A 14,532-nucleotide genomic window follows, 5' to 3' on the forward strand; every position below is an offset into this window, starting at 1 on the left:
TTCCTTCAGATTCCACGTCGCCATGGACACCCTTGCGTTAAGCTAACTGCTACTTCTGTCTTCACAGTTCGGGACTTGCACCCTATAGATTGCACCCATGCCGGGCGCACATAAAAAACCAGCGAACATTTTGTCCGCTGGATGTGGTCTCTATTTTTCCAATTGATAAATATTACTATATTTATCTTCTAAATATTCGATGAGATACTGCACATTCAATTCTTCGCCTGTAACATCTTTTAATATTTTTAATGGTTTTTTCAATTTGCCATATTGATGTATGTTAGTTGTCAGCCATTCTTTTACTGGTACTAAATTTCCTTCTAAAAGAAGCTCATCGTAATTTGGCAAGTCCTTCAACATTGCATGTTTAAATTGTGCCGCATACATGTATCCAAGCGCATAAGATGGGAAATAACCAAAGCTTCCACCTGACCAGTGAACATCTTGAAGTACGCCTTCTGCATCATTAGATGGGGTTATTCCTAAATAGCTTTCATATTTTTCATTCCACGCTCTTGGTAAATCCTTTACTTCTAATTCGTCGTTAAATAGTTCTTTCTCCAGTTCATAACGAATCATAATATGCAGAGAATATGTTAATTCATCAGCTTCTATTCGAATAAATGATGGTTTGGCTTCGTTGATTGCTACATAGAATTCTTCCAGACTAATACCATCAAATTCTCCATTTGCATATCCTTGTAACGTGTTATAATGTCTGCTCCAGAAATTTTCATGACGCCCAACAAAGTTTTCATAGAATAATGATTGAGATTCATGTATACCCATTGATGTACCTGAGCATAAACCAGTACCTTGGAGGTCCTTGGAGATATTCTGTTCATATAAAGCATGACCGCATTCATGTATGGTACCGAAGACTGCTGTTCTGAAATCATCTTCATCATATTTTGTTGTTACCCTTACATCACCTGGATTAAGCCCAATTGAAAACGGATGAACTGTTTCATCCAATCGACCTGAATCGAAATCATAATCTAATTCTTTGAGGATATTTAAACTAAAATCTCGCTGGTTTTCTTTCGGAAACTGTATTAACAGATCTTTCGTACGAGGTTGTATAGATGAGTCAGCAATTTTCTTTACAAGAGGAACAATACGTTCCTTTAATTTACCAAAGACTTCATCAAGTTTCTCTACTGTTACTCCTGGTTCATACATATCTAATAACGTATTATATTTGTTTCCTTCATGTCCCCAATACCCAATAAATTTTTTATTAAAGTCGACCAATTGCTCTAATAATGGCTGAAGCATAGTAAAATCAGATTTATCTTTCGCTTCTTCCCACACAGACTCAGCTTTGGTACTTAGAACTACATACTCCTGATACTCTTTTGCAGGTATTTTTTTATTTCTTTCGTAATTCTTCTGACTTTCTAACAGTGATGCTTTTGTAACATCATCGAGATTATGTAAGTTGTCTTTATTTAAAAGTTGGGTCAGAAAACTTGCCATTTCCTCTGAAGTTGACATTTTAAACACTTCAGATGACAATACGCCAATTACATCAGAACGGCGATCTAAACCTTTTTTAGGTGCCCCTGTTCGTAAATCCCAAAAAATAAGCGACAATGCTTCATTGTAGCTTTCCATTTTATTTACATAGGCTAAGTAATCTTCTTTTAAATTAGACGTTTCCACCATGTTTATCGCCCCCTTTATTCTTTACTAAGTTTAGAATACACAATTTTCACACTAATTAGCAATAGATTTATACGCACAAAAGAGCATCCTAAATAGCTTGGATGCTCTTATTTTGATGACACATATAATATATTTTTAAATGACTGCTGGTGCTGTTGGTAGTATTGATTTCACTTTATCTTCTACTTCAGCTATTGTATCTTCAGGTAGATATAGGAATATTTCCCCTTTATCCTCCGTTGTACGAATAAGTCTTCCGATACCTTGTCTTAAGCGAAGTAACATATATGGGACATCCAATTCCATATAGGGATTTTCAAGTCCTTTACGCTTTGCTGCAAATACAGGATCATTTGGCGGAAATGGTAAAGACCAAATCACTACATTGGATAATGAAGGACCAGGAATATCAAGGCCTTCCCATAAGTGATACGCACATAAAACAGACTCTTCCTTATTCTGAAAATCCGAAACAAGTACACTTATCTCTTTATCGCCCTCATATAGGAATGGAAAATCTTTATTCCCTTTATTCATTTGTTTAAACGTTTGTAACTCCTGCTTGGAGTTAAACAATACTAGGGTTCTACCCTCATGACGTTTAATAGACTCAATAGTATCCTCGAATTTGATACTAAAGTCATCTTCGGACTTCACTGAAAGCTTCATATTATTCTCATAGTCAAATGGAGATTGGATAGAAAATGATAAGTATTCCTCTATTCCTAATGAAGAAGCTAAAAAGGTGAAGTTTTCATTTTCAGATAATGTAGCTGATGAAAAGATAAAAGGTATTTTTTTCGTAAACACTTTATCTTTTAAGACCTCTTCCACCGTTCTTGGCATAACAACCAGTGTCAAATCATCCTTGTTTTGTTCTGCCCATGCAATCATATCTTCTTTTGATAATAATAGCTTTAATAGGTATTCAATTGAATCTAGGTATTCTTCAACGATATGCAGCTGATAGTGGTCAACTGTATGTAATTCGCCTTCGAATACCAGTTGATTACCGATTTCTTCAAGGTTTGCTAGTAAATTCTTTATGGATTGAATTAAAGGTGCATCCATAGTAATTTCTTTTCTTTCAGATCCTGGAATATTCTTTAATTTTTGCTCAAGTGTTTCAAAGAAAAAATCATTAGATTGTAAAGAATCTTCCACTAAAAGAGCAAATTCCTCACGAAGATCGTTTCCAAGCAATCTTGTCAAAATTTCTTCTACTTGCTTGTTTTTAATTTTGTATGTTAATGCTTTTTGGGCAGCAAATTCAAGTAAATGCCCTTCATCAAAAATAACCGTGGATGCTTCAGGCAATAGCGGAAGCTGTCCTTCCCGTTTTCGTTTATCAAAAGTCCAAACATGTTCCATATAAAAATCATGAGAGCAGATGATTAGATCTGTAGATTTTCGATAATGGTCACGTGAGAGAGTTTGTCCACATCGATGACGTTTCTCACAACTGAAGCAGTCTTGGAAGCTATCCCATGCAATTGCACTCCATTCCTCATCATCAAGCTGTGAATAATCCTTCCGATCTCCATATGCAAAAAAAGATTGCATGGCTGAAGGTTTATTAACAAAATTCGGTAAAGTGTGATACACTTCATCCATTTTTGTACTGTCATATTTATCTAAAGCTATATCTAGCTTATTTAAACATAAATATTGATCAGGAGATTTAGCCAAACGCACATCCATGGTTATGTCTAGAACCTTAGATAACTTTGCAATATCGCCTTCTTTTTTTACTAATTGTTCAATCAATGATTCATCCGCACAGGTTATGATGGCCGGTTTGCCCATATACCTTGCATAACATATTGCATATAAAAGGTACACCATCGTTTTTCCAGTACCAACTCCGGCTTCAGAAAAAATTACCTTCTTTTCTTTAAAGGCCCTTTCCAATTGAAAGGCCATAAAAATCTGCTCATCGCGAAGTTCAAATCCAGCGTCAGGGAGAATATCATAAAATACATCCCCTATCCAATCATTTAACCGGTCAAAAAATGAATCTCCTTTGTTCATAGAAAATGGAAGACGATTGTTCATACTATGTACCTCCAAGAAAAAGTTTGCATTTGAACATTATTGAATAGAATGGAGGTAATTGTCAAGAGAAACCTTGCAAAAGAGGAAAATAACTTTCCAAACACTATAAAAAACAAGAGGCTGTCCAGAAAGTGAAAACTTTTTGGACACCCTCTATTATTATTTAATAATGTGAATTATTTCATCATCCAATAAAGTCGCATACAGCATCGCTTTTCTATATTCATCAAATGCAGCATGCATTTTTTCAACACATTCTTGATTATTATGTGTGCTATCACTAAGAAGGAGCTGATAACTGTTTTCCAATGCTTTGGAAATTCTCATAAAATCATTTACATGTAATGGCATAGAACTCCCTCCAATAATTAAGATAAGAGTATTCTATGCCCAGTATTGGAAAAATATTCACTTGCTAAAGTATTGGAAATTCATCACTTGTTCAAGCCATTACTGCTAGAGCGGTCTTTCGAATCCTTTTTATCACGTTCTTCTTCTTTTTCGTACTTTATTTCTTCTAGGGGTAATTCATCTATGGGCATGACAAGCTGATCACGTTCTTTTTGATTCTCTTTGCTTTGTTTGAAAGCCTTTTGTTTATTATTACGGTTGTGCAGCTCTCTTTCTTTCTCTTTATTCTTCATGACAATCACTCCTTTAATTACTTAATTTCCCGTCGATTGCCTGAAGTAAACGTTATCCTTTTTTAGGTGGTCTTTTTCCCCAATATTGATATAGATCTGTTTTAATGAAACCATTGAATAGCTTACGTTTCTTTGTCGCTTTCTTACCATAAAAAGATTCAAATCCTTCATGGGATGTCAGCATGTAGATGGACCATGTCTCAATATCTTTGAATGCCTGCCCCATCTCTTGGTACATTTTCTCCACATCCGGTCTTTCTCCAAGACGTTCCCCATAAGGAGGGTTACCAACGATAACTCCATAATCTTTTTTCGTTGTAAAATCCTTGACTTGCATTTGTTTAAAGTCAATCAACTCTCCAAGTCCTGCTTCAAATGCATTTTCCTTAGCAATGTTTATCATACGATGATCAATATCAAAACCTGCAATGTCAAGCGGTTGATCATACTTTGCTAAATCTTCTGCTTCTTCACGAGCTGTATCCCATTTTTCTTGACCAATCCAATTCCAGTCTTCTGCAACAAAATCTCGATTAAATCCAGGTGCGATATTTTGACCAATTAATGCAGCTTCAATAGGAATCGTTCCTGAACCACAAAAAGGGTCCACGAACCGCTTATCAGGATACCAGTTGGTAAGCATGACTAAAGATGCAGCAAGTGTTTCCTTTAATGGAGCTTCCCCCTGACCAGCACGGTATCCACGTTTATGTAGTCCAACTCCAGATGTGTCTAAGGTAATTTGAGCAATGTCTTTTAATAGCGCTACTTCTATTTTGTATTTCCCACCGTTTTCATCTAACCATGCTGTTTGAATCCCATAATGTTCTTTCATTTTTTCTACTACCGCTTTTTTTACAATAGACTGACAGTCAGAAACACTAAAAAGCTTTGATTTAACAGATCTCCCAATGACCGGAAACTCTGCATTTTCGGGGAGGTACTCTCCCCATGGGAGTGCTTTTGTTTGTTGGAACAGTTCTTCAAAAGAAGTTGCCTTGAACTCTCCTACTAAAACTTTTACACGATCAGCTGTTCTTAGCCATAAATTTGCACGACAAATGGCAAGTGCATCTCCTTTGAAGATAACCTTCCCATTATCCACCGTACAATCATATCCTAGATCCCGTACTTCCTTCGCTACCAATGCTTCCAATCCCATTGCTGCGGTAGCAATGATTGTATATGTTTTCATCGTTATCTACATCCTATCTATATTCTTTTTAGAGCTACAATAAAAGCTCCCCTGACATCAGGGGAGCTTGGATTAAGATATCATAGTTGGGTGCGACATTCAATCAATAGTGATCTGTAAGCCATGTTCTGTACCTTTGTACTGCAAACGGATCGCTCCTTGTACGCAGGTGGTAACCATCTGTCTACAAAAACAAAAGTTTTTGTCCCTCTCATCGTTCATTTCCTTAGAGAAGGTGCCCCTACCATTATTTGGGTTTCTCGCTCGAGGGGTTTACCTCGTTCCACTCTTACAATTTCTTGTAAGACTACGTCACTGTGGCACTTTCAAGGTATTAACACCATATCTAAGGACTTAGGTGCGTTCCCTGCCGTTAGCTTCGTCCTAAAACCAAGCTACCCTAGCTTATTATTTCGCTAGGCACGAACACTACAAGCATCTCAGCCTGTGCGAGCATGGACTTTCCTCTATAGTAAAAATACTATAGCGGTTACCCAATCACTATTGATGTCAGCAAAATATAGTATAGTAAATTTAAGTGCAGATTGCAACTGTAATTTATTGTAATTTACAATCAATCATAAAGCTTGCTCCCAAAAACGTGCTTTTCTAAATTGGAAAGCCTTCTTAAAATATCAAAGTTTGTTGAACCACTATTAGAATTCGTTTGCTGAGGTTTTTTCCCCGCTTCTTCCACTTGTCTTTTTAATCTTGCGTTTTCTTGAACAAGTAAATCATATTCGTTATAGAACGTTTCATAGTCCTTGATAATCATATCCAAAAACTTATCAACATCTTCTGGTTTGTATCCTCGCATTCCCGATTTAAATTCTTTTTCCAAAATTTCTTTTGCCGTTAAATTAATTTTATCCTGTAACATATTTTCCCTCACCTCTATATGCGTGCCTTTTTTTCAAAGGTCACTTCTTCATTCTCTGTATGTTAATTAGTTCTTTAACTTACAACTATAAAAATATCTTGTTACTCAAAATCTGTGTTATATTGTTCATCTTCTACCGTTACCTGTAGCTCATAGCTATCTATAATATAGATAGGATAGTCCATTTGTCTAGCTTTATGTTGTGCCATCTCCAATATATATCTGGGACTACCCGGACTTTCCGATTCATAAACAATTAACATTGCGTCAGACTTATCTACAATGAATTGATTTTTATTACGTAGTTGCATTGGTGATTCATACTTTTTTTTGGAAATGAAATCTATATGATTAGCTTGCGACAAAATCAAGTCATAATACTCCCTATTTTGTTCATTCCAGTTAGCTTCCTGTTCGAGAAAAGGAGTAAATACAGCCAATTTTAAAAGTGGAAACAACTCCTGTAAATCATACACCACTTCTGCTGCCCATAGTTCTACACCAATTTGCCCGCTAATGACAACCCATTCGAGTTCATGATGTTCCTCTAATAAAGCTGTCAGTCGTTTTCGAATAGCTAGCTTTATAAAATGTAGAGCAGGATCGTTTTTTTTAAATATCTGCATTTCCTGGGCCTTATACCCTGTAATTACTAATACTTTCATAAACACCTCTACTTAAAATAATAAATACAAAGCACAAAAAGCGCAAGTGTTTACTGAAATGTGGAGCCGGCTCGTTTTGGCCCGACAAGCATAAGACGAGTTCACGGAGGAGGTTGGACTTTACCTCCGCAGTGAACTCGACTTATGACCTCGAGGGCCAAGCTGGCGGAACTGGACACCTGAAAAGCGGAAGCGGCTTAGTCAGCTCCGACTAGCTTAAGGCAGTTTACGAAGAAGGGTGCTCTTTGTCCTTCGTAGTATAATTACTTAAGACCTCAAGGAGCTAGACACTGTAGCTGGACACTTGAAATGTGGAGTTGGCTCGTTTTGGCCCGACAAGCATAAGACGAGTTCACAACGGAGGTTGGGGTTTACAACCAACGGTTTAATCTGCTATACACCTTTATTATGTACAGTAAAAAGAACTGACAAATGCCAGTTCTTTTAAGTTATATTCCTAGAAAGTAAGAACAGAACAATACTTTCTTATCTGCCGTGGCAACTTGGCTTAGAGTGTCCGCCATATCCCATACCTGGACCTTGATGTGCGCCCATTACTTGAGATGGCATCCCCATTTGTCCGTATGGAGCGTTTGCATGAGCTCCCATTACTTGACCAGGTCCTGTTGAAGCACCCATTACTTGACCAGGAGCGCCAGGCCCCATTCCAGGGCCACCAGGGCCACAGTTAAAATGTTGATTCGTTACAGAATCAACCATAGATTCTGTGTGTGGGAAATAATGTTTGTGTTGGAATTGTTGGTTGTTTACATATGTTGTGTGTGAAGGATGGATGTGATTAACTTCATTAACAGAATAAAGATTTTTAACACAACATTTTGTAGGGTGAACGATTGGTGCCATCATATTAGGTCTGTTGTGATACATATTTCAAACTCCTTTCATTTTTGTTTTCTCTTTACATTAACAAACTATGAAAGAAGCGTGGTACATGTACTAATACAAATACCTATTTTCTTCTAATATTACAGTTTCCAAGAAATTTTATAGTAAAATCGTGTAGATATTTTCCTTTAAGTTAGATAGTCCAAATAAAGTTAGCCCGATTACAATAAAAAATAAACATAAAATAAATCTTGACAACGTGCTCTCTCCCATTTTTTATTAGTAGTAGTTTTGTTATCCACAATAAGTAATTTTACATGGTAAATAGCACGTTGACAATATGTGTGTTATAGAAATTTTGACAAAATAAAAATGATTTTACATTCCTATTTTTCTCTTTAGTCTTTTTATTCTTTTTTCCATTTCTAGCTGTGTCTTTTCACTTGGAGGAGTGGAGATTGCATTCTTTTGTCGGTATAACTTGTACGAAATTTCCGCATATTTTAGTGCTGTTAAGCAATCTTTTTCTTGATGTTCAAAGATCTTTGCTAGTTCAATGCCTACCATCTCTTTAGACATATTATCTTGTAAATAGAAGGAATGGATAAACCATTTTTTAGCTTCTTCGTAGTTTTTCTCCTTCTTTTTTAGCAATCCTAATTTATAGGAAGCTTGCCATGAGTTTTCGACAATATTCTTATATCTTGAAGTAGCTGCCTCTTTTTGGCCCAATACATCATACCAGCGACCAATTTCAAATACTTCTTCTTTATTCATGCCCATTTCTTGGCTTAAAAGTAGTTTTGATAGATGAATGTACAAGGTTATTAGTGTTAGAACATCCAATTCATTATGTTTCATAACTCCCTTAATCCCTTGCATTTCATGTGTTTTTACAAAGTCAAAATAAATCATTGGCGCTAAAAACCCTGGTATATCATCTTTTCGTTCTATTTTAAGAATTTCTTTTTCGACATTTGCCAATCGAACAGATTCCATTTTGTTTTTCCAAAGCCGTCTAGCCGCATGCAATAAATCAAAATGTCCGAAAGCAGGAAGCTTAGGTACTTGTTCTCTAATCAATGTATGCCTAGTCTTTACTTGTGGCCAATCGAACGCTTTTCCATTATAAGTGACTAAAGTAGAGTAGTTCACTTCTTCCAAAAAACTTTGGTATAAGGCAATCTCATTACCTGGACTAGGTAATAGGTGTTGCCTGATTACTACTTTATCTGAAAATACTCTCGCATACCCGAGCAAAAAAATAGTCGTTCCTACCCCGCCACTTAAACCTGTTGTTTCTGTATCAAAGAAGAAAAGGTCTGTTACTTGATGACCTTTAGCTGATAAAGGGTGGTCTACCTCTACATCTTGCCAACGTTTTATTATTGGCAAAAGTTCACCAAGCTTATATATACCATGGCAAAAATCTAAACTATACTCTACTTCCCTAATTAAACAATGCTCTTCTTGAAAATAAAAAACGTTTGTTTGAAAGTCCTGCCATTCTTTTTTATTGGGAACATCAAAACTTGTTGAAGTTTGTACTTTCACTTGCTTTTGTTCTTTATTTTCTCCTGATGGAGTATGTTGTAGATGTTTTTTCATCCGATTTAATTTATTTATCATGTTCATGCTACATCATCCTTTTAAATTAGCTTTTGGAGTAATGTAAGAGCTAGAATTTTTGAATCCTCATCTGGATAATCTGCACCTATACAAGAAGGGCAGCCAGATTTACATGGGCAAGCTTCAATCAAATTATTAGCACGAGCTAACAGGTCAGCCATTTGATCATAGGCTTTTTCACTCAATCCTACACCACCAGGGTATCTGTCATAAAAATAAACGACAGGCTTTTCATCATGTGTAGATTTCACCTGTGGAACAACTTGTAAATCCATCGGTTCACACATCAATAAAAGCGGAGCAACGTGTTTTAAAGCATGAGCGATACTAAGCAGGCTTTTTTCTAAGTCATCACCTTTAAAGTTTTCTGTTATCTCTGCTTCAAATGTAATCCATGTCGCACTTGTCTGTAATTCTTCCTCTGGTAGATATATCGGACCTGAACCAATGTTTTCATGAGTTTCAAATTTTATTTTTTTAAAAATGGTAGCCATCGCTCTAACTGAAACATCACCAAATGAAAGGAAACCTCCCAAGTATACTGTTTGTTTATCTACTTCGAGAACATCTAGTGATACTGCGAGATTTGCATCAGTAAAGTAGTCTACATTTACTTCTCTTACAAATGCCTTTTTTTCTTCCCAATCTAGTTTCTCCACTTGATATTGTATCCCTTGGTGTAGGTAAATAGCTTCCTCATGAAGAAGTGTCATGGAACTAAATCGGTCCATTTCTCCAATTACTTTGTTTACCGGCTCTGACGATTGGTCAACAATAATGACATTTTCTTGAGATGCAGAGCGGAGGCTGATGTTATGGGCAGGAAAAGCGTCATTCATCCAATGCCATTTTCCACCATGCTCATGAAGGACTCGTTCCTCCGTTAAATAATCTAGTATATCCTTCAGCTCCACCTCATCAAACGTTTCTCCTTTTTTAAATGGAAGCTCATAAGCTGCGCATTTTATGTGATCTACTAAAATAATTAAATTATTTGGATTTATCCTTGCTGACTCTGGATTGCTTTTTAGGAAAAATTCCGGATGCTGAATGATATATTGATCAAGAGGATTTGAGCTAGCTACCATAATAATGACAGCCTCTCCTTGCCTGCGACCTGCCCTTCCCGCTTGTTGCCATGCACTTGCAATGGTTCCTGGATACCCTGTCATAATACAAACCTGTAACTGTCCGATATCCACACCTAGCTCCAATGCATTTGTACTAATCACTCCATAAATTTCACCATTTCGGAGCCCTTTTTCTATCGCACGTCTTTGCGTCGGTAAGTACCCTCCTCGATATCCTTGAATAGACTTTTCACCTAATTGGTTTTTGACTAAGTCTTTTAAATAAGTAAGTAAGATTTCAACTCTGACACGACTTTTGGCAAAAATAATCGTTTGAATTTTTTCTTGTAAAAATTCAGCCGCCAGCTTACGAACCTCAAGAGTTGCACTCCTTCTTATGTTTAATGGTTTATTAACTATTGGCGGGTTATAAAAAACAATATGTTTTTTACTTGATGGTGCTCCGTTATTGTTAATAAGGTGAAACTGTTCACCAGTCAGGTCTTCTGCAAGCTCTCTAGGATTTGCAATCGTGGCAGAAGTACAAATAAAGGTAGGATTACTACCATAGAATCTACATATACGCTTTAATCTTCTGAGTACATTCGCTACATGACTTCCAAATACCCCCCGATATGTATGGAGTTCATCAATTACTATATACTCTAAGTTTTCAAATAATGAAACCCACTTCGTATGATGGGGTAGTATAGCGGAATGAAGCATATCAGGGTTCGTAATAACGATATGCCCCGCTTTTCTCACTTTCTGTCTTATGGTTGGAGCTGTGTCACCGTCATATGTATAGCTATTTATATTTACTCCCATTTGTGTAATTATTTCATTCAATTCACTTTTTTGATCTTGTGCTAACGCCTTTGTCGGAAACAAGTACAAAGCTCGGCTATCATTATTTTCGACTATTTTTTGAAGGACAGGCAAGTTATAACATAACGTTTTCCCTGATGCTGTTGGAGTAACAGCAACAAAATGTTTTTTGTTTATAGCAGTCTGAAATGCTTCAGCTTGATGTGTATAAAGGGATAAGATTCCCCTATTTGTCAAGGAGTCCAATAATCGATCATCGATTTCTTCTGGAAAGGGTACACTTTGAGCTTCTTTTGGAGGTACTGTTTCCCAATGAACAATATTTTTTGCTATTGACTCTTCCTTTTTCATCCAATCAATAATTTCATATATGGTTTTTTTCCATTTCATTCGATCACCTCTTCGTCTATCTTCTATATTATCGAATAAGCGTTCGGTACGTAAAGTGTCTTTTACTGGGTATGAATGGAATTAAACGGAAGAGGATAGGAATTAATGAACGTTCGATAGTCGCTTATCACTGAATTTAGACACTTCTTTCAAACAAAAAAGGCTTGCAGTAGTCAACAATTGTTGATAAACCGCATAGCCTTTTCATCTGTGTATTTACATTTTCTGATTTTGACTGTAATTATTAATTACCGCAAGAACTTTGGTAGATTGAGTCATTCCGCTATCGCAAAGCGGGCAGGTAGGTGTTTCGCTTTCTCCACTCTTGAAATTATCTCTCATCCAGCCATTACAATCGTCAGATGCACATTCCCATATTTTCGTTTCTTCCGTTACAATCTCTTCTACTTCTCTTCTTCCAAAAGCCATATTACCACTCTCCTATCTTTTGAGGTGGGGCACAATAGATCCTCAACTATATACTTTTAGTATTCCAATCTACGAGGAAAAAATAAGAAAAAATAAAAAAAGTATTTTTTTCATACAATCTCTTCCAGTTTATTATAACATATTTATACTGAAAAATCAGGTCTTTATCTGTTATTTCCTATATCTAATCAACCATTTTATATTGCTTTTTGCGACATTTGCAGAAACATTCTTCGACACTGCAAACCATTTCCCGTCAATTTCAACTATTTGAAAGCCATACTCCGCATACATGGAAATCTCTTCTTTTCTTATTTGTGGAACAATAATATTGAATCCGAATTTATCTGATTCTTCCACGAATTTTTTGTATGCTAGAGAGCAATCTTCCAATGAGCTTTCTAGTTCTTTTATTATTAAAAGGTTATCCAACCACTTTTGATAGTACAAGGTTGTATTTTCATAGTTAAAATAATATAGCGGTTTATGTGAAGTCGATGATAATTCCACTTCCTTAATAGAGTTCTCGTCAACTTTTTGAAACAATCGACCAAAGTTATTTTCTCTAGAAAAAAACAAGCCAAAAAACAGTAGTAATATAGCCAGAATAAACCCAATACCTACATCATGCCACAATGATTGTTGATCAAGTGAAAATAAATCTTGCAACCTTCTTGGAACTATACGCTGTATATAATGAAATTGTAAGGAACCAACTAGTACATATGTCAAAGCAATACATAATATAATAATCCCGTCAATCAGTCCTTTTAAAAGAGTGTATGGACTCCTTTTCCGATAAAATCGATTTTTTGAAAAATACAGTAAGAGCATGGCAATTAAAAACATAAAAGCTTCCCACACATGAAAACCTTTTGAAAAGCTGATAACTAGCCCAACAACTAAGATAATAAATGTAAAATAATATGCCCTCTTTACTTTATCATCGATGGCTCTAGCTAACACTAATAAAGTTATCCCGATTCCTATTGAGAAATGCTGCGATAACTGCATGACCTCCATGGACAGAAATTCATTGGCTATTTTTATTTTTTGAACAATAACAGGGATGACTGGGAAAAGTAGCAACAAAACCCCTACAATCAACACCCAAATAGATAAAATCCTATGGCAAAGAACGGACCAAGTCTCCTTATCTGGTAATAAATGTTCCCAAGCCTTTTCTTTAAACATGAAATACACGACATAAAAACCACTTGCAAGGAAAGGGACGACATAATAAACCAATCTATATAGGAGCAATAAGGCTATTAATTTCTCTTCATTTGTCCCAAATGCTGCAAGACCTACTAGGACAACAAAATCAAAAGCTCCTACCCCCCCTGGAACTGTACTTAATACGCCTGCGATGGCTGCCATAAAAAACACAACAAATATAACGATAAATGGTACATCGACATTCAACATAATGGATGTCTGCCAAAAGACGATTGCAGCAAGCAACCATTCTAAAACGGAAACTGCAGTAAGTTTTATCTGTTCGTTCACGACAAGACTTTTGGTAAAGTGACTTGCCAACACAATAAACGGCCCATACCCACACACTATTAGCAAAGGTAACTTTAACAATGGATACTCGTGCAGAAAAACTGGCTGCACTAATTCATGCGCAAGGACAACCCAAGCAAAAACTGATAATCCACACAACATGTATGGAAGAATAATCGTAACATTCTTTAGTAAGGAAGGGAGCCTTGTTGTGTACTTTCGGTAAAAAAGAGTACGCAAAGCTACTCCAGCAAATCCTCCAAAACCCATGAAATTTGCAAACGAATTTGCTGAAAACCCAAATAAACACAAGTTCTTGGTGGATACATTCATCTTTAACCTTTTAGCAATAAGCCAATCATAAAAAATCATGGAACTAACAGCTAGTAATCCTAGTATCACGAGCCAAATGAAAGCAAGAAATCCAATGTCCTGTACTTTATGAAATACTAGTCCTACATTAATGGTTTGGATTTGTTTTTTTCCTTCAATATATAAAACGATTAAGATCGTTAATGGAAAAATAACTTTTACTACTTTTAAAAAGTATGTATTTTTTAATATCTGCATGTATAACTTCCCTTTAAATAAGCTTCTATCTCCAAAAGTATCATATTTTCCATGTGCTTTCCATGTAAATTTTTTCACTATAAATAGGAAAGTCAGTAACCCAAATAACTTTTTCTTTATATATTAGTGATAAAGAACAAAGAAAGGGGTA

12 protein-coding genes and 1 other RNA gene are annotated in these 14,532 nt (G+C 36.0%); all 13 read right to left on the bottom strand.

What is annotated here, in order from left to right:
* Window positions 1–150: 150 nt before the first annotated feature.
* Window positions 151–1,671, bottom strand: coding sequence for a carboxypeptidase M32 (locus LRP81_RS16875; RefSeq protein ID WP_230503283.1), 1,521 nt, complete (start codon window positions 1,669–1,671; stop codon window positions 151–153).
* A gap of 135 nt (window positions 1,672–1,806) precedes the next feature.
* Entirely contained in the window at window positions 1,807–3,726 is a 1,920-nt protein-coding gene (locus LRP81_RS16880; protein ID WP_230503284.1) for an ATP-dependent DNA helicase, read from the bottom strand.
* Window positions 3,727–3,885: 159 nt separating this feature from the next.
* Window positions 3,886–4,077, bottom strand: coding sequence for a hypothetical protein (locus tag LRP81_RS16885; RefSeq protein WP_230503285.1), 192 nt, complete (start codon window positions 4,075–4,077; stop codon window positions 3,886–3,888).
* 83 nt (window positions 4,078–4,160) lie between these two features.
* The gene (locus tag LRP81_RS16890) at window positions 4,161–4,370 is read right to left on the bottom strand and encodes a hypothetical protein (protein WP_230503286.1); all 210 of its coding nucleotides are present in this window, start codon (window positions 4,368–4,370) and stop codon (window positions 4,161–4,163) included.
* Window positions 4,371–4,422: 52 nt separating this feature from the next.
* Window positions 4,423–5,565 (bottom strand): THUMP domain-containing class I SAM-dependent RNA methyltransferase, encoded by a 1,143-nt coding sequence (locus LRP81_RS16895; protein ID WP_230503287.1) that lies wholly within the window; start codon window positions 5,563–5,565, stop codon window positions 4,423–4,425.
* Window positions 5,566–5,677: 112 nt separating this feature from the next.
* Window positions 5,678–6,067, bottom strand: an RNA gene (gene rnpB / locus LRP81_RS16900) — RNase P RNA component class B.
* A 72-nt stretch (window positions 6,068–6,139) separates the two neighbouring features.
* Window positions 6,140–6,445, bottom strand: a complete 306-nt coding sequence (gpsB, locus tag LRP81_RS16905; protein ID WP_230503288.1) for a cell division regulator GpsB — start codon at window positions 6,443–6,445, stop codon at window positions 6,140–6,142.
* A 101-nt stretch (window positions 6,446–6,546) separates the two neighbouring features.
* Entirely contained in the window at window positions 6,547–7,110 is a 564-nt protein-coding gene (locus LRP81_RS16910) for a DUF1273 domain-containing protein (RefSeq protein ID WP_230503289.1), read from the bottom strand.
* Between the two features lie 486 nt (window positions 7,111–7,596).
* Window positions 7,597–7,998, bottom strand: a complete 402-nt coding sequence (locus LRP81_RS16915) for a CotD family spore coat protein (RefSeq protein WP_230503290.1) — start codon at window positions 7,996–7,998, stop codon at window positions 7,597–7,599.
* A 336-nt stretch (window positions 7,999–8,334) separates the two neighbouring features.
* Window positions 8,335–9,591 carry a ribonuclease H-like domain-containing protein gene (locus LRP81_RS16920; RefSeq protein WP_230503291.1) on the bottom strand — a complete coding sequence of 419 codons (1,257 nt, stop codon included), beginning with the start codon at window positions 9,589–9,591 and terminating at the stop codon, window positions 8,335–8,337.
* Window positions 9,592–9,605: 14 nt separating this feature from the next.
* Window positions 9,606–11,873, bottom strand: coding sequence for a DEAD/DEAH box helicase (locus LRP81_RS16925; RefSeq protein ID WP_230503292.1), 2,268 nt, complete (start codon window positions 11,871–11,873; stop codon window positions 9,606–9,608).
* A gap of 216 nt (window positions 11,874–12,089) precedes the next feature.
* Complete coding sequence (locus LRP81_RS16930) at window positions 12,090–12,302, bottom strand: cold-inducible protein YdjO-related protein (RefSeq protein ID WP_230503293.1); 213 nt, start codon at window positions 12,300–12,302, stop codon at window positions 12,090–12,092.
* A 171-nt stretch (window positions 12,303–12,473) separates the two neighbouring features.
* Complete coding sequence (locus LRP81_RS16935) at window positions 12,474–14,459, bottom strand: lysylphosphatidylglycerol synthase domain-containing protein (protein ID WP_230503294.1); 1,986 nt, start codon at window positions 14,457–14,459, stop codon at window positions 12,474–12,476.
* Window positions 14,460–14,532: the final 73 nt, after the last annotated feature.

The sequence above is a fragment of the Sutcliffiella rhizosphaerae genome, assembly GCF_917563925.1.
In the GTDB taxonomy this organism is placed as follows: domain Bacteria; phylum Bacillota; class Bacilli; order Bacillales; family Bacillaceae_I; genus Sutcliffiella_A; species Sutcliffiella_A rhizosphaerae.